Raw genomic sequence first — 16,867 nt, forward strand, 5'->3', positions numbered from 1 at the left:
GCGGGCTTGCCCGCGATAGCGATCCCACTGTCACTGCAAAAGCCAGGCTGTTACTCCGGCTTCTGATAGCTATCAATCACTTCCTGCGCCGCCCGAAACGCATCGATCGCCGCCGGCGCACCGGCATACACCGCGCAATGCAGCAATGTCTCGCGAATCTCTTCCACGGTGCAGCCATTGTTCAGCGCGCCGCGCACATGGCCTTTCAACTCTTGCGGGCACTTCAACGCGGTCAGCGCGGCGAGGGTGATCAGGCTGCGGGTTTTCAGCGGCAATCCCTCACGATTCCAGACGCTGCCCCACGCGTGCTCGTTGACGAAGTCTTGCAGCGGCTGGCTGAACTCGGTGGCGTTGCCCAGTGCGCGGTCGACGAAGGCATCGCCCATCACTTGGCGGCGGACTTCAACGCCAGGTTTTTTATTCTCGGTCATGCAATTCCCTCTTTTGGTGTTGGCGACGCCAGGCGCGCAGCGACGTGAACAGCAAAAACGCCACCAGCGCCGGCAGGACGAAAAACAGCATCAGGTGTTCAAGCTTGCCGGCGAGCGGCATGCCGGTGGTGAATGACACCACGTGCAGACCGTAAGCCAGATACAAACCGAGGAACAGCAGACCTTCGGCGCGGGTCACCCGGTAACCGGAATAGAACACCGGCAGGCACAGCGTCGCGACGCCGAGCATCACCGGCAGGTCGAAATCCAGGGCGTTGGGCGAGACCGACAATGGCGACGGGGCGACCAGCGCGGTGAAACCGAGCACGCCCAGCAGGTTGAACAGGTTGCTGCCGATCACGTTGCCCACGGCGATCTCCCGCTCACCGCGCAACGCGGCGATCAACGAGGTGGCCAGTTCCGGCAGGGACGTGCTGACGGCAACGATGGTCAGGCCGATGATCCGTTCCGACAGCCCCAGGTCGGTGGCGACCGCCACCGCAGCGCCCAACAACAAGTGCCCGGCATACACCAGCATCGCCAGTCCGGCTACGATCATCAGCAGGCTGCTGATCCAGGGCGCTTGCGGGGTATCGTGGGTGGTCGATTGCGGACGGGCCGAGTGCCGCGACTGGCGCAGCAGCAAGCCCAGATACAGCACCATGGCTGCCAGTAATAGAACGCCATCGGTTCGGGTCAGCTCTTCATTCCACGCCAGTACGAACACCAACAGGCTGGCGCCAATCATCAGCGGAATATCCAGGCGCACCAGTTGCCGCGACACCCGCAGCGGGATGATCAGCGCCGAGAGGCCGAGGGTCACGAGGATGTTGAAAATGCTGCTGCCGATCACGCTACCGACAGCGATGTCAGCGTTTTGCGCCAGGGTCGCTTGCAGGCTGACCGCCATCTGCGGTGCGCTGCTGCCAAGGGCGACGATGGTCAGGCCGATAATCAGCGGTCGCACGTGCAACCGCGCAGCCAGGCGCACGGCAGCGCGCACCATCAGCTCGGCGCCGGCGATCAGCAAGACCAGGCCGCTGAGCAATTCGATCAGGCTGATCAGGGGGATATCGGCTAGTCCGAAAATGGTCGGGGCTCCGTCTGTCAGTCGTCGAGGGCTTGCACGCGCACCCGTGCGGTGCCGCTCCTGAGCATACCCAGTTGTTCGGCGGCCTCGTGTGAAAGATCGATCAGGCGCCCACGGGTATGTGGCCCACGATCGTTGATGCGCACCACGCAGGATTTGTCGTTATTGAGATTGGTGACCTTCACCCGCGTACCAAAGGGTAGCTGGCGATGGGCAGCGGTCAGGGAATTCTTGTTGAAACGCTCGCCACTGGCGGTGCGCTTGCCTTGGTGTTTGGCGCCGTAATAGGACGCCATGCCGGTCTTGTCGTAGCCGTGCGGATCGATGACATCGTTACTGGCACAACCGGCCAGCAAAGAGAGCAGGGCGCAGGCACTGAGCAGACGCTTCATAAACGGTTTCCCTGAAACAAATGTGGGAACGGGCTTGCCCGCGATGGCAATGTATCTGATACACCGCCATCGCGGGCAAGCCCGCTCCCACGGGGTTTGAGTCGGACGCAACATCCCACCCGCACCATTGATTGCAATCAGCCTTCGAGCTTGCTTTTCAGCAGTTCGTTGACCTGTTGCGGGTTGGCCTTGCCTTTGGAGGCTTTCATGGCCTGGCCGACGAAGAAGCCGAACATCTTGCCGCGTTTGGCTTCGTCGGCCGCGCGGTATTGCTCGACCTGCTCGGCGTTGGCCGCGAGCATTTCGTCCAGCACCGCCGAGATCGCACCCGTGTCGGTCACTTGCTTCAAGCCGCGCTTGTCGATGATCTCGTCCGCGCTGCCTTCGCCGTTGGCCATCGCTTCAAACACCACCTTGGCGATTTTGCCGGAGATGGTGTTGTCCTTGATGCGCAGCAACATGCCGCCCAGTTGCTCGGCCGAGACCGGCGACTGCTCGATGTCCAGGCCTTGCTTGTTCAACAGGCTGCCCAGTTCAACCATCACCCAGTTGGCCGCCAGCTTGGCGTCGCCGCTGATGCTCACGACTTTCTCGAAGTAATCGGCTTGCTCACGGCTGGTGGCCAGGACGCTGGCGTCGTAGACCGACAGGCCGAACTGTTCCTGGAAGCGCTCGCGTTTCTGTGGCGGCAATTCCGGCAGGGTCGCGCGCACGTCGTCGAGGAACGAGTTCTCGATGACCACCGGCAGCAGGTCCGGATCCGGGAAGTAACGGTAGTCGTTGGCTTCCTCTTTGCTGCGCATCGGACGGGTTTCGTCCTTGTTCGGATCGTACAGGCGAGTCTGCTGGATCACCCGGCCGCCGTCTTCGATCAACTCGATCTGACGCTGCACTTCGGTGTTGATCGCCTTCTCGATGAAACGGAACGAGTTGACGTTCTTGATCTCGCAGCGCGTACCGAATTCAACCTGGCCTTTCGGACGGATCGACACGTTGCAGTCGCAACGCAGCGAACCTTCGGCCATGTTGCCGTCGCAGATGCCCAGGTAACGCACCAGCGCGTGGACCGCCTTGACGTAAGCTACGGCTTCCTTGGCGCTGCGCATGTCCGGCTCGGAAACGATTTCCAGCAGCGGTGTGCCGGCGCGGTTCAGGTCGATGCCGGTGGCGCCGTTGAATTCTTCGTGCAGGCTTTTACCGGCGTCTTCTTCCAGGTGCGCGCGGGTGATGCCGACGCGTTTGACCGTGCCGTCTTCCAGGGCGATGTCCAGGTGGCCCTTGCCGACGATCGGCAATTCCATCTGGCTGATCTGGTAGCCCTTGGGCAGGTCCGGGTAGAAATAGTTTTTGCGGGCGAACACGTTGTGCTGGCCGATCTCGGCATCGATCGCCAGGCCGAACATCACCGCCATGCGCACCGCTTCCTGGTTCAGCACCGGCAGTACGCCGGGCATGCCCAGGTCTACCAGGCTGGCCTGGGTGTTCGGCTCGGAGCCAAACGTGGTGGAGCTACCGGAAAAAATTTTCGACCGGGTGGTGAGCTGGGTATGAATCTCCAGCCCGATCACGACTTCCCATTGCATGTGTTTCTCCTCAGAAGCCGGTTGGGGTGCGGGTGTGCCAGTCAGTGTTTTGCTGATACTGATGGGCAACGTTCAACAGGCGACCTTCCTGGAAATACGGGGCAAGCAGTTGCACGCCGACCGGCAGGCCATCGACAAAACCGGCTGGCATGGACAAGCCCGGCAGACCGGCGAGGTTGGCGGTGATGGTGTAGACGTCTTCCAGGTACGCAGCGACCGGGTCGCTGTTCTTGGCGCCAAGCTTCCAGGCCGGGTTCGGCGTGGTTGGGCCGAGGATGATGTCGACCTCATTAAAGGCAGCCATGAAGTCGTTCTTGATCAGACGACGAATTTTCTGCGCCTTCAGGTAGTAGGCGTCGTAGTAACCGGCGGACAGCGCGTAGGCACCGACCATGATCCGGCGCTGCACTTCCGGGCCGAAACCTTCGCCACGGGAACGCTTGTACAGGTCGATCAGGTTTTTCGGGTCTTCGCAGCGATAGCCGAAACGCACGCCGTCGAAACGCGACAGGTTGGAAGAAGCTTCAGCGGGCGCAATCACGTAGTACGCAGGAATCGCGTGCTGCATGTTCGGCAGGCTGATTTCCTTGACCACGGCGCCGAGCTTTTCCAGCTCCTTGACGCTGTTGTGGATCAGATCGGCGATGCGCGGGTCGAGACCGGCGCTGAAGTATTCCTTCGGCACGCCAATGCGCAGGCCTTGCAGCGAACCGTTGAGGCTGGCGCTGTAATCAGGCACGGGCTCGTCGATGCTGGTGGAGTCTTGCGGGTCGAAACCGGCCATGCCTTGCAGCAGGATGGCGCAGTCTTCGGCGGTGCGCGCCAACGGGCCGCCCTGGTCGAGACTGGAGGCGTAAGCGATCATGCCCCAGCGCGAAACACGACCGTACGTCGGTTTCAGGCCGGTGAGGTTAGTCAGTGCAGCGGGCTGACGGATCGAGCCGCCGGTATCGGTACCGGTGGCCGCAGGCAGCAGACGAGCGGCAACCGCCGCCGCCGAACCACCGGACGAACCGCCCGGGACGTGTTCCAGGTTCCACGGGTTTTTCACCGGGCCGTAGTAGCTCGACTCGTTGGCCGAACCCATGGCGAATTCGTCCATGTTGGTCTTGCCCAGGGTCACGGCCCCGGCAGCGGCCAGCTTGGCGACCACGGTCGCGTCGTACGGTGCCTTGAAGTTGTCGAGCATCTTCGAGCCGCAGCTGGTGCGGATGCCCTGGGTGCAGAACAGGTCTTTGTGGGCGATCGGCGCGCCGAGCAGGGCGCCGTTCTCACCGTTGGCCCGGCGTGCGTCAGCGGCTTTCGCCTGCGCCAGCGCCAGGTCTTCGGTGAGGCTGATGAAGCTGTTGAGCTGCGGATCGAGCTGGGCGATGCGCGCCAGCAGGACTTTGGTCAGCTCTTCGGAAGAAAACTTTTTATCGGCGAGTCCGCGGGCGATCTCGGCCAGAGTCAATTGATGCATTGCAGGCTCTTTCCCTTTAGTCGATGACTTTCGGAACCAGGTACAGGCCGTTTTCGACCGCTGGTGCGATGGACTGATAGGCCTCGCGATGATTAGTCTCGGTCACGACGTCTGCACGCAGGCGCTGGCTGGCTTCCAGTGGGTGGGCGAGCGGCTCGATACCGTCAGTATTGACCGCCTGCATTTCGTCGACCAGCCCGAGAATGCTGTTCAGGGCCGAAGTGATGTGTGGAAGATCGGCATCATTGAGGCCAAGACAGGCCAGATGAGCGATTTTTTCCACGTCGGAGCGTTCAAGCGCCATGGGAATCTCCAGTGGAAAACAGAACGGACGGCGTCCGTGTGTTAGATTGTCGGAACACTACCGCATTTCTACGGTCATAAGGCCGCGATTGTGGGGGTTGGTGCACAGAAAAGCGGCCAATTTAACATATTGGCGCCTTGCCCAAAATCCCTGTCGTTGTTAGAGTTTGCCGCACTTTTTTACCCACGCGTTGCCTAGGGTCCTTTCCCCATGTTCAAGAAACTGCGTGGCATGTTTTCCAGCGATCTTTCCATTGACCTGGGCACTGCCAACACCCTTATTTACGTGCGCGAGCGCGGAATCGTTCTGAATGAGCCATCGGTTGTGGCTATTCGGACACACGGTAACCAGAAAAGTGTCGTTGCTGTCGGCACCGAGGCCAAGCGCATGCTCGGCCGTACGCCGGGCAACATTGCTGCCATTCGTCCGATGAAGGACGGCGTGATTGCCGACTTCAGCGTTTGCGAAAAGATGCTGCAATACTTTATCAACAAGGTTCACGAAAACAGCTTCCTGCAGCCTAGCCCTCGTGTGCTGATCTGCGTTCCATGCAAGTCCACCCAGGTTGAGCGTCGTGCCATCCGCGAATCGGCCCTCGGTGCCGGTGCCCGTGAAGTGTTCCTGATCGAAGAGCCAATGGCCGCTGCGATCGGTGCCGGCCTGCCGGTTGAAGAAGCACGCGGTTCGATGGTTGTCGATATCGGTGGTGGTACTACTGAAATCGCGCTGATCTCCCTGAACGGTGTGGTTTACGCTGAATCCGTACGGGTTGGCGGCGACCGCTTCGACGAAGCGATCATCACCTACGTGCGTCGCAACTACGGCAGCCTGATCGGCGAATCCACCGCCGAGCGCATCAAGCAGGAAATCGGTACTGCCTACCCGGGCGGCGAAGTTCGCGAAGTCGACGTTCGTGGCCGTAACCTGGCCGAAGGCGTTCCACGCGCATTCACCCTGAACTCCAATGAAGTGCTGGAAGCTCTGCAAGAGTCCCTGGCCACCATCGTTCAGGCTGTGAAAAGTGCGCTGGAGCAATCGCCTCCGGAACTGGCTTCCGATATCGCCGAGCGTGGCCTGGTGCTGACCGGTGGTGGCGCCTTGCTGCGTGACCTCGACAAGTTGCTGGCCCAGGAAACCGGTCTGCCGGTCATCGTTGCCGAAGACCCGCTGACCTGCGTTGCTCGCGGCGGTGGCCGTGCTCTGGAAATGATGGATAAACACACCATGGACCTGCTCTCCAGCGAATAAATCGCCGGTTTGCCTCTATGCTGTTGAGCGCGCAGGCAGCACTTTGCAGTGCTGCCTGTTGGCGTTTATCTTCTGTCAGTCTGCATCCAGGCCGGTTTGATGCCGTATGAGTAAAGAGAACATTTGCCTGGGAGGAGCGGCTTATTAAACCGCTTTTCTCGAAAGGTCCCTCACTGGGCGTGCGCTTGTTGGTGCTGGTCGTGCTTTCGATCGCGTTGATGGTGGTCGATGCCCGCTTCACACTGCTCAAGCCAGTGCGTAGCCAAATGTCGCTGGTATTGATGCAGTCTTACTGGATCACCGACCTGCCGCAGCGGCTATGGCAAGGTGTGGCCAGCCAGTTTGGCAGCCGTACCGAACTCGTCGCCGAAAACGAAAAACTCAAGACTGAAAACCTGCTGTTGCAGGGGCGCATGCAAAAGCTTGCCGCCCTCACCGAGCAGAACGTTCGGCTGCGCGAGTTGCTCAACTCTTCCGCGCTGGTCAACGAGAAGGTCGAAGTGGCCGAGTTGATCGGCATGGACCCCAACCCCTTCACCCATCGCATCATCATCAACAAAGGTGAGCGCGACGGTGTGGTCCTCGGCCAACCGGTGCTGGATGCCCGCGGTCTGATGGGCCAGGTGGTGGAGTTGATGCCGTACACCTCCCGCGTCCTGCTGCTGACCGACACCACCCACAGCATTCCGGTTCAGGTGAACCGCAACGGTCTGCGGGCGATTGCCAGCGGCACCGGTAACCCGGAGCGCCTGGAGTTGCGTCACGTTGCAGACACTGCCGATATCAAGGAAGGCGATCTGCTGGTCAGCTCGGGTCTCGGTCAGCGGTTCCCGGCGGGCTACCCGGTGGCGACGGTCAAGGAAGTGATTCACGATTCCGGTCAGCCGTTTGCCATTGTCCGCGCCGTGCCGCCCGCCGCTTTGAACCGCAGCCGTTACTTGCTGCTGGTGTTCAGTGACGGCCGTACAGCCGAAGAGCGCGCCAATGAAGCCGCCCAGGCTCAGGAAGCTTTGGACCAGCACGGTGGTGGGCCGATCATTCCGGCGACTGTGCCGAAACCGGCCATCGTCCCGGCTGCAGTTGCCGCGCCAGCAGCACCCGCAGCGCCAGCCGCGGCCCCTGCTGCAACGCCGGCCAAACCTGCTGCCGCAGCACCGGCCCAGCCCGCTGCCCCGAAACCTGCCGCAACCAAGCCGCCCGCAGCGCAACCCGCTGCCGTGAAGCCTGCTGCCAAACCGCCTGTCTCCGCGCCGGCTACCACTGGGGGACGAGAATAATGGTCGGTGCTACTGCATCCCGAAACGGCTGGATCGTCTGGGTGACCTTCGCCATCGGCATGCTGCTCAGCGTTTCGCCGCTGCCGCAATTCATGGAAATCCTCCGCCCGTTGTGGCTGGCCTTGCTGTTGGCCTTCTGGGCGTTGGCCATGCCACAGAGAGTCGGCATGGTCACCGCGTGGTGCCTGGGCCTGGCCGAAGACGTGCTCTACGGCACGCTGCTCGGGCAGAACGCGCTGATCCTGACACTCATCACGTTCCTGGTGCTGTCGCTGCAACAGCGCCTGCGCATGTTCCCGATGTGGCAACAGAGCCTGGTGATCCTGGTGATTTTCGGTCTCGCGCAACTGGTTCAACTGTGGCTCAGTGCGTTGACAGGCAACCGTCAACCGACGCTGGCGCTGGTCCTGCCGGCACTGGTCAGTGCATTGCTCTGGCCCTGGATCAGCTACGGTTTGCGTGGTTTGCGTCGACGCTACAAAATCAACTAATTCGGTCAGGCATGGGCCCGCACCTCGACAAGGGAGATGTCTTGATGAAACAGCTATACCTCGCTTCAGGCTCACCGCGTCGACGTGAGCTGCTCACGCAGGTCGGCGTGCCGTTCTCCGCCATCAGTGCGGACATCGATGAAACCCCTTTAAACAATGAATCCCCTTCGGCCTATGTCGAGCGCCTCGCGCGCGGCAAGGCTGAAGCCGGACGCGGCGCGGTCGTGTCCGACGCAGCGTTTTGCGTGCTGGGTGCTGATACCGCTGTGGTGCTGAACGGGAAAATTCTCGGCAAGCCAGTGGACGAAGCCGATGCGTGCGCCATGCTTATGATGCTGGCCGGTCAAGAACATGAAGTGCTGACGGCCATTGCCGTGCTTGATGGTGAACGTTGTGAGTCACGGGTTGTGCGAAGCCTGGTGCGTTTTCGCCCCATTGCTCGCGATGAAGCAGCGGCCTATTGGGCCAGTGGCGAACCGCGAGACAAGGCCGGTGGTTATGGGATTCAAGGACTGGGTGCGGTGTTTGTCGCCGGGCTCAATGGCAGCTACTCGGCGGTGGTCGGATTGCCGCTGTGCGAAACCTCGGAGCTGCTCGGCCATTTCGGCATACCCTGTTGGCAAACCCTTAACGCGCGCTGAGCGTCGTACTGACAAGATGCGGCCATTATCGTGAACATGCCTGAACGAGACCCTGCCATGAGTGAAGAGATCCTGATCAACATCACGCCGATGGAATCGCGCGTGGCGGTGGTTGAAAACGGTGTTCTGCAAGAGGTCCACGTCGAACGCACGCAAAAGCGTGGGATCGTCGGCAACATCTATAAAGGCAAAGTCGTGCGGGTTTTGCCGGGCATGCAAGCGGCATTCGTCGACATCGGCCTGGACCGCGCCGCGTTCATTCATGCCTCGGAAATTTCCCTGCGCGAAGGCCCGGCCGTGGAAAGCATCAGCTCGCTGGTTCACGAAGGCCAGAGCCTGGTGGTGCAAGTCACCAAGGACCCGATCGGCTCCAAAGGTGCGCGCCTGACCACGCAGCTGTCGATTCCCTCGCGCTATCTGGTGTACATGCCGCGCACCGCCCACGTCGGCATTTCCCTGAAGATCGAAGACGAAGCCGAGCGCGAACGCCTCAAGCAAGTGGTCACCGATTGCGTGGCCAAGGAAGGCATCAAGGAGGCCGGCGGTTTTATCCTGCGCACCGCCGCCGAAGGTGCCGGCGCCGATGAAATCCTCATGGACATCCGCTACCTGCGCCGCCTCTGGGACCAGATCAACGAGCAGATCAAAACCATCAGCGCGCCGAGTGTGATCTACGAAGACCTCGGTCTGGCGTTGCGCACCCTGCGTGACCTGGTGAGCCCGAAGATCGAGAAGATCCGCATCGATTCCCGGGAAACCTTCCAGAAAACCACACAGTTCGTCGCCGAACTGATGCCGGAAATTGCCGATCGTCTGGAGCATTATCCGGGCGAGCGGCCGATTTTCGACCTGTACGGCGTCGAAGACGAAATCCAGAAAGCCCTCGAACGCAAAGTCCCGCTGAAGTCCGGCGGTTACCTGGTGGTGGACCCGGCGGAAGCCATGAGCACCATCGACGTCAACACCGGGGCGTTCGTCGGTCATCGCAATCTGGAAGAAACCATCTTCAAGACCAACCTCGAAGCCGCCACCGCAATCGCCCGCCAACTGCGCCTGCGCAACCTCGGCGGGATCATCATCATCGACTTCATCGACATGGAAGATGAAGAACACCAGCGTCAGGTGCTGCGCACGCTCGAGAAGCAACTGGAGCGCGATCACGCCAAGACCAACATCATCGGCATCACCGAGTTGGGCCTGGTGCAGATGACCCGCAAGCGCACCCGCGAAAGTCTCGAACAAGTGCTGTGCGAACCGTGCAGCAGTTGTCAGGGCCGCGGCAAGCTGAAGACCCCGGAAACCGTTTGCTACGAAATTTTCCGCGAAATCCTCCGTGAGGCGCGTGCCTATCAGGCGGAAGGCTATCGTGTATTGGCGAACCAGAAAGTGGTCGACCGTTTGCTAGATGAAGAATCGGGCAACGTCGCCGAGCTGGAAGGTTTTATCGGCCGCACCATTCGGTTCCAGGTGGAAACCATGTATTCCCAGGAACAATACGACGTGGTGCTGCTCTGAATCCCTGTGTTTTAACCCGACTAGAACAGCTGGCTTCAGCTTTTTGCACTAATTTCGCCATGGGAGCCAACTGACATGGAACGTCTGACACGCATTTTGGCCGCACTGACCCGCTGGGGTCTGGGCCTGTGCGCGTTGGTCTTGGTGTTGATGGCGTTGTACGTCAGCCTCGGCCGAGAGCTGACGCCATTAGTGGCCGAATACCGTGCCGAAGTTGAAATCAAGGCCAGCGCGGCCTTGGGCATGCCGCTGCATATCGGCGAACTGGACGGCAACTGGAGCGGTTTTGCGCCGATCCTGCTGGCTCACGACGTGATGGTCGGCGAGGGCGCCAATGCCCTGCGCCTGGATCAAGTGCGTGCGGTGCCGGATCTTTGGGAAAGTCTGCTGGCCCGCGAAGTGCGCATCGCGCATCTGGAACTCAGCGGCTTGAAGATCAGCCTAAAGGAAGGTGAAGACGGTCAATGGGCGCTGGAAGGTTTGCCGGTGCAGCAAGACCAGCCGCTGGACCCGGAGCAGCTGCTCAATCGCATGCAGATGGTCCAGCAGTTGTCGGTGCTCGACAGCCAGGTCACCTTGCAGCCGTTGGATCATCCGCCGCTGACCTTGACCTACGTCGGTCTGAATCTGAAAACCGGTGCCTCCCGCCAGCGCCTCGACGCTCGATTGACCCTGCCCGACGGCCAGCCAGTGGCGATGAGTCTGCGTACTCGTTTACGCGCCAGCGAGTGGAAGGACGGCGAGGCGGATGCCTATCTGAGCCTGCCGCAAAGCGATTGGTCGAAATGGTTGCCCGGGCGTGTGACCCGGCAATGGAATTTTTCCGAGATCAAGGCTGGCGGCGAGCTCTGGGTGAACTGGGACAAAGGCGCGCTGCAAAGTGCTGCGATCCGCTTGAATGCGCCGCAACTCAAGGGCGCCTACGCCGAGCGCAAGCCGATCCAGATCAACAATCTGGCGCTCAACGGTTATTTCCAGCGCAGTTCCGAAGGCGTGCTGGTGACGCTGGATTCCCTGGCGATGAACTTCGGCGAGACCCGCTGGGAGTCGCACCTGCAACTCAAGCAAAGCGCCGCCACCGACAAAACCGAAGAGCTCTGGCATCTGCAAGCCGACCGCTTGGACCTGACCCCGATCACTCCGTTGCTGAATGCCTTGGGGCCGCTGCCGGAAGGCGTCGCCACCGCCGTCGAGAAACTCAAGGTAACGGGTGGTTTGCGCAACGTGCTGATCGACTTCCGGCCCAACGCCACCGACGACAGCAAGTTCAGCTTTGCCGCTAACCTCGACCGGGTCGGCTTCGACGCCTATCACGGCGCGCCGGCGGCACGAAATGTCAGCGGCAGCATCAGCGGCGACCTCGGCAAGGGCGAGCTGCGCATGGACAGCAAAGACTTCGTCTTGCACCTCGACCCGATTTTCGCCAAGCCATGGCAATACCTTCAAGCCAACGCCACGTTGACCTGGAAGCTCGACAAAGAAGGCTTCACCCTGATCGCGCCGTACCTGAAGGTGCTGGGTGAAGAGGGCAAGATTGCCGGCGACTTCCTGATCCGCCTGCATTTCGATCACACCCAGGAAGATTACATGGACTTGCGGGTCGGCCTGGTGGACGGTGACGGCAAGTACACCGCCAAATACCTGCCGACAATGCTCAGCCCGGCGCTGGACGAATGGCTGCGTACCGCGATTCTTAAAGGCGCGGTGGACCAAGGCTTCTTCCAGTACCAGGGTTCGCTGAACCATGGGGCGGAGGACACCGCCCGCAGCATCAGCCTGTTCTTCAAGGTTCACGATGCCGAGTTGGCCTTCCAGCCTGGCTGGCCGCATGTCAGCAAAGTCACGGGTGACGTGTTTGTCGAAGACAGCGGCGTGCGGATCCTGGCCAGCAAGGGCCAGTTGCTCGATACCCAGGTCAGCGATATTTACGTCAACATTCCCCACGCGCCTGCCGGGCAAAGCGTGCACCTGTTCCTCGATGGTGGATTCGCCGGAGGACTGGGCGATGGCCTGAAAATTCTTCAGCAAGCACCGATTGGCACCGCCGAGACCTTTGCCGGTTGGGAAGGCGAGGGTGATCTGCAAGGCAAACTGAAGCTTGATATTCCACTGGTCAAAGGAGAGGAGCCGAAGATCCTGGTCGACTTCAAGACGGCCAAGGCGCGGCTGAAACTGGCCGAACCAGCGCTGGAGCTGACTCAGCTCAAAGGCGATTTCCGCTTCGACAGCGCCAAGGGGTTGAGCGGGCAGAACATCACCGCGCGGGCCTTCGATAAACCGGTCACTGCACAGATTTTTGCCGATGGCAGCCCGGGTAATATCAAGACCCGTGTCACTGCCTCCGGTCAGGTCGAGGTCAAGAAGCTCACCGACTGGTTGAGCGTCACTCAGCCGTTACCGGTGTCCGGTTTGATTCCCTATCAGCTGCAACTGAACCTCGATGGCGCCGACAGCCAGTTGACGGTCAATTCGAACCTGAAAGGCGTGGCAGTGGATTTGCCGGCGCCGTTCGGCATGGCGGCGGATGTCGGGTGTGACACTACGTTCCGCATGACGCTGCAAGGGCCGGAGCGGCGCTATTGGGTGAACTACGGTGAGCTGGCGAGCTTCACGTTTGCGGCGCCGCCCGGCAATTTCGCCGACGGTCGCGGTGAGTTGTACCTAGGTGGCGGCAATGCCGTGTTGCCAGGCGCCAAGGGCCTGCGCGTGCGCGGCGTGCTGTCGGAACTGGATGTGGGGCCGTGGAAGGATCTGGTCGACAAGTATGCCGGCCAGGATCCGGGCGGCAGCGCCAAACAGTTGCTCAGCAGTGCGGATTTCAAGGTCGGCAAGCTCAGCGGTATCGGCACCACTCTTGATCAGGCGTCGGTGCAGTTGAACCGCAAGCCGGCGGCGTGGGCCTTGCAACTCGACAGTCAGCAGGTCAAGGGCACCGCCAACCTCCCTGATGCGAAAGCCACGCCGATTGCAATCAATCTGCAATACGTACGTTTGCCGGCGCCTGATCCGACGGTGTTGGCCGACGAAAACTCGCCGGATCCGCTGGCTACGGTGGACCCGACGAAAATCCCGGCGCTGGATATCACCATCAACCAGTTGTTCCAAGGGCAGGACCTGGTCGGCGCCTGGTATCTGAAAGTCCGTCCGACGGCCAAGGGCATTGCGCTCAACACGCTGGACCTGGGTCTCAAAGGCATCCTCTTGCAGGGCACCGGTGGCTGGGAAGGCACGCCGGGCTCCAGCAGCAGTTGGTACAAGGGCCGGATCAGCGGCAAAAACCTCGCCGATGTGCTCAAGGGCTGGGGCTTTGCGCCGAGTGTCACCAGCGAAGACTTTCATATGGATGTCGATGGACGCTGGCCCGGTTCGCCAGCCTGGCTGGCTTCCAAGCGCTTCTCCGGAACCCTCGATGCTTCGTTGAATAAAGGCCAGTTTGTCGAGGTCGAGGGCAGTGCTCAGGCGTTGCGGGTATTTGGATTGCTCAACTTCAACTCCATCGGCCGCCGCCTGCGCCTGGACTTCTCCGACCTGTTTGGCAAAGGCCTGAGCTATGACCGGGTCAAAGGGTTGCTGGTTGCGACCAATGGGGTTTATGTGACCCGTGAGCCGATTCAGATGACCGGCCCTTCGAGCAATGTCGAACTCAATGGCACCCTGAACCTGGTGGGCGATCAGATCGATGCCAAATTGCTGGTGACCTTGCCGGTGACCAACAACCTGCCGATTGCCGCGCTGATCGTCGGCGCACCGGCCATCGGCGGGGCGCTGTTCCTGATCGGCAAGCTGATCGGGGATCGCGTGGCCCGTTTTGCCAGCGGCAAATACACCGTCAAAGGTCCTTGGAAAGAGCCGAAAATCACCTTCGACAAGCCTTTTTGAAAAGCCTCTTTCCACGCCTATGGAGTAGCATGGGTCTGGGCTCTGATGCCCCGTCCCTGATTCCTGTAGGAGCGAGGCTTGCCCGCGAACCGACGCACCGCGGTGTGTCAGGCAAGATGCCTTCGCGGGCAAGCCTCGCTCCTACAGGGATGTATTGATTCCCGATAAGGAAACGGCCATGTCAGTTGCGGTGATTCAAATGGTCAGCCAGAGCGATGTGCTGGCCAATCTGGCCCAGGCCCGTCGTCTGCTTGAACAAGCGGCCGCCGGTGGCGCGAAGCTGGCTGTGCTGCCGGAAAACTTCGCCGCCATGGGCCGTCGCGACATCGCCGAGATCGGCCGCGCCGAGGCGTTGGGTGAAGGTCCGATCCTGCCATGGTTGAAACAGACCGCCCGCGACCTCAAGTTATGGATAGTGGCCGGTACATTGCCGTTGCCGCCGGTGGATCAGCCGACGGCCAAAGTGCATGCCTGCTCGTTGCTGGTGGACGATCAGGGCGAGACAGTGGCGCGCTACGACAAGCTGCATCTGTTTGATGTCGACGTGGCGGACACTCGCGGGCGTTATCGTGAATCCGATGACTATGCTTATGGCAGTGGGGTGGTCGTGGCGGACACGCCCGTTGGTCGGGTTGGCCTGACGGTCTGTTATGACCTGCGCTTCCCCGAGCTCTACAGTGAATTACGCGCTGCCGGGGCGGAATTGATTACCGCGCCGTCAGCGTTTACAGCGGTGACCGGCGCGGCGCATTGGGATGTGCTGATTCGCGCGCGAGCCATCGAGACTCAATGTTATGTGCTCGCGGCTGCCCAGGGCGGGACCCATCCGGGACCGCGAGAAACCTGGGGGCATGCCGCAATCATCGACCCGTGGGGTCGTGTGCTGGCGCAACAGGATCAAGGCGAGGCCGTGCTGCTGGCCGAACGCGACAGCAGCGAACAGGCGTCCATCAGGGCGCGGATGCCGGTGTCCAGTCACCGGCGCTTTTTCTCGCAGGGCGCCCAGCGACCTGCCTCAGAACGACGAATTTAAGGCGTAAAGCATATGAGCGAGTTGTTGTCCTCAGTCAGTGAACACCTCCTGGCGCCCGGCGGCGTAACGATCGAGAGCCTGCAAGGCGTGCTCGGCGATCTGGCCGGCCCGGGCATCGACGCTGCCGACCTGTATTTCCAGGGGCAGATTTCCGAGTCCTGGGCGCTGGAAGACGGCATCGTCAAGGAAGGCAGTTTCAACCTCGACCAAGGCGTCGGCGTGCGGGCGCAATCGGGTGAAAAAACCGGTTTTGCCTACAGCAATGCGATCACCCTGGAAGCCTTGGGCGCGGCGGCTCGCGCGGCCCGCTCGATCTCCCGCGCCGGGCAAAACGGCACCGTGCAGGCGTTCACCACCCAGGACGTCGCCCAGTTGTACGGGCCGGACAATCCGCTGGAAGTGATGACCCGCGCCGAGAAAGTCGAATTGCTCAAGCGCATCGACGTTGCGACTCGCGCGCTCGACCCGCGTATCCAGCAAGTCACCGTGAGCATGGCCGGTGTCTGGGAACGTATTCTCGTGGCGTCCACCGATGGCAGCCTGGCGGCGGATGTGCGGCCGCTGGTGCGTTTCAACGTCAGTGTGATCGTCGAGCAGAACGGCCGTCGCGAGCGCGGCGGTCATGGCGGTGGCGGTCGTACCGATTACCGTTATTTCCTCGGCGAAGACCGCGCCATGAGCTATGCCCGTGAGGCGCTGCGTCAGGCGCTGGTCAATCTTGAGGCCATTCCGGCGCCGGCCGGTACGTTGCCGGTGGTGCTCGGTTCCGGCTGGTCCGGCGTGCTGCTGCACGAGGCAGTTGGCCACGGTCTGGAAGGCGATTTCAACCGCAAGGGCAGTTCCGCCTACAGCGGGCGCATGGGCGAGATGGTTGCGTCCAAGCTCTGCACCATCGTCGATGACGGCACCCTCGCCGGGCGTCGCGGCTCCTTGAGCGTCGACGATGAAGGCACCCCGACCGAGTGCACCACGCTGATCGAAAACGGCGTACTCAAGGGTTACATGCAGGACAAGCTCAATGCCCGCCTGATGGGCGTGGCCCGCACCGGTAACGGTCGCCGCGAATCCTACGCGCACCTGCCGATGCCGCGCATGACCAACACTTACATGCTGGCGGGCGAAAGCGATCCGGAAGAAATCATCAAGTCGGTCAAGCGCGGCATCTACTGCGCCAACCTCGGCGGCGGACAGGTGGACATCACCAGCGGCAAGTTCGTGTTCTCCACCAGCGAGGCGTACCTGATCGAAGACGGCAAGATTACCGCCCCGGTCAAAGGCGCGACGTTGATCGGCAACGGGCCGGAAGCCATGAGCAAAGTGTCGATGGTCGGTAACGATCTGGCGCTGGACAGCGGCGTCGGGACGTGTGGCAAGGATGGGCAGTCGGTGCCGGTGGGTGTCGGCCAGCCAACGCTGAAAATCGATGCGATCACTGTGGGTGGCACAGGCGCATGAAGATATCCCTGTAGGAGCTGCCGCAGGCTGCGATCTTTTGACGTTGGTTTTACGAAATCAAAAGCA

General features: G+C 61.2%; 14 protein-coding genes. 8 read left to right on the top strand and 6 right to left on the bottom strand.

Features of this window, described 5'->3' with window-relative positions:
* Window positions 1–50: 50 nt before the first annotated feature.
* The 6 genes from AEQ67_RS07390 to gatC form a co-directional block, all read right to left on the bottom strand.
* On the bottom strand, window positions 51–431 hold the full coding sequence (locus AEQ67_RS07390; protein ID WP_059403231.1) for a carboxymuconolactone decarboxylase family protein: 381 nt from the start codon (window positions 429–431) through the stop codon (window positions 51–53).
* Window positions 418–1,488, bottom strand: a complete 1,071-nt coding sequence (locus AEQ67_RS07395; RefSeq protein ID WP_059403232.1) for a calcium/sodium antiporter — start codon at window positions 1,486–1,488, stop codon at window positions 418–420. Before AEQ67_RS07395 ends, AEQ67_RS07390 begins: the two co-directional genes overlap by 14 nt.
* A 50-nt stretch (window positions 1,489–1,538) precedes the next feature.
* Window positions 1,539–1,913, bottom strand: a complete 375-nt coding sequence (locus tag AEQ67_RS07400) for a septal ring lytic transglycosylase RlpA family protein (RefSeq protein WP_059403233.1) — start codon at window positions 1,911–1,913, stop codon at window positions 1,539–1,541.
* Between the two features lie 137 nt (window positions 1,914–2,050).
* On the bottom strand, window positions 2,051–3,496 hold the full coding sequence (gatB, locus tag AEQ67_RS07405) for an Asp-tRNA(Asn)/Glu-tRNA(Gln) amidotransferase subunit GatB (protein WP_059403234.1): 1,446 nt from the start codon (window positions 3,494–3,496) through the stop codon (window positions 2,051–2,053).
* Between the two features lie 10 nt (window positions 3,497–3,506).
* Window positions 3,507–4,958, bottom strand: a complete 1,452-nt coding sequence (gene gatA / locus AEQ67_RS07410; protein WP_059403235.1) for an Asp-tRNA(Asn)/Glu-tRNA(Gln) amidotransferase subunit GatA — start codon at window positions 4,956–4,958, stop codon at window positions 3,507–3,509.
* Window positions 4,959–4,974: 16 nt separating this feature from the next.
* A complete protein-coding gene (gene gatC / locus AEQ67_RS07415) occupies window positions 4,975–5,262 on the bottom strand; it encodes an Asp-tRNA(Asn)/Glu-tRNA(Gln) amidotransferase subunit GatC (RefSeq protein ID WP_007901429.1) in 288 nt (95 codons plus the stop codon).
* Between the two features lie 210 nt (window positions 5,263–5,472).
* Between gatC and mreB the strand changes: the two genes are divergently transcribed.
* The 8 genes from mreB (at window position 5,473) to tldD (ending at window position 16,801) form a co-directional block, all read left to right on the top strand.
* Window positions 5,473–6,510 carry a rod shape-determining protein MreB gene (gene mreB, locus AEQ67_RS07420; protein WP_002555108.1) on the top strand — a complete coding sequence of 346 codons (1,038 nt, stop codon included), beginning with the start codon at window positions 5,473–5,475 and terminating at the stop codon, window positions 6,508–6,510.
* Between the two features lie 143 nt (window positions 6,511–6,653).
* Window positions 6,654–7,787, top strand: coding sequence for a rod shape-determining protein MreC (mreC, locus tag AEQ67_RS07425; RefSeq protein ID WP_082377789.1), 1,134 nt, complete (start codon window positions 6,654–6,656; stop codon window positions 7,785–7,787).
* Window positions 7,787–8,278: a rod shape-determining protein MreD gene (gene mreD / locus AEQ67_RS07430; protein WP_059403237.1), complete on the top strand. Its 492-nt coding sequence runs from the start codon at window positions 7,787–7,789 to the stop codon at window positions 8,276–8,278. The genes mreC and mreD overlap by 1 nt, the downstream gene beginning before the upstream one ends.
* A gap of 44 nt (window positions 8,279–8,322) precedes the next feature.
* Window positions 8,323–8,919 carry a Maf family protein gene (locus tag AEQ67_RS07435; protein ID WP_059403238.1) on the top strand — a complete coding sequence of 199 codons (597 nt, stop codon included), beginning with the start codon at window positions 8,323–8,325 and terminating at the stop codon, window positions 8,917–8,919.
* A gap of 57 nt (window positions 8,920–8,976) precedes the next feature.
* Window positions 8,977–10,434: a ribonuclease G gene (gene rng, locus AEQ67_RS07440; RefSeq protein WP_059403239.1), complete on the top strand. Its 1,458-nt coding sequence runs from the start codon at window positions 8,977–8,979 to the stop codon at window positions 10,432–10,434.
* Window positions 10,435–10,509: 75 nt separating this feature from the next.
* A complete protein-coding gene (locus AEQ67_RS07445) occupies window positions 10,510–14,313 on the top strand; it encodes a YhdP family protein (protein ID WP_059403240.1) in 3,804 nt (1,267 codons plus the stop codon).
* 178 nt (window positions 14,314–14,491) lie between these two features.
* A complete protein-coding gene (locus tag AEQ67_RS07450) occupies window positions 14,492–15,346 on the top strand; it encodes a carbon-nitrogen hydrolase family protein (protein WP_059403241.1) in 855 nt (284 codons plus the stop codon).
* 12 nt (window positions 15,347–15,358) lie between these two features.
* Window positions 15,359–16,801, top strand: a complete 1,443-nt coding sequence (gene tldD / locus AEQ67_RS07455; RefSeq protein WP_059403242.1) for a metalloprotease TldD — start codon at window positions 15,359–15,361, stop codon at window positions 16,799–16,801.
* Window positions 16,802–16,867: the final 66 nt, after the last annotated feature.

Origin of the sequence: Pseudomonas sp. RIT-PI-q (genome assembly GCF_001297125.1) — a bacterium.
In the GTDB taxonomy this organism is placed as follows: domain Bacteria; phylum Pseudomonadota; class Gammaproteobacteria; order Pseudomonadales; family Pseudomonadaceae; genus Aquipseudomonas.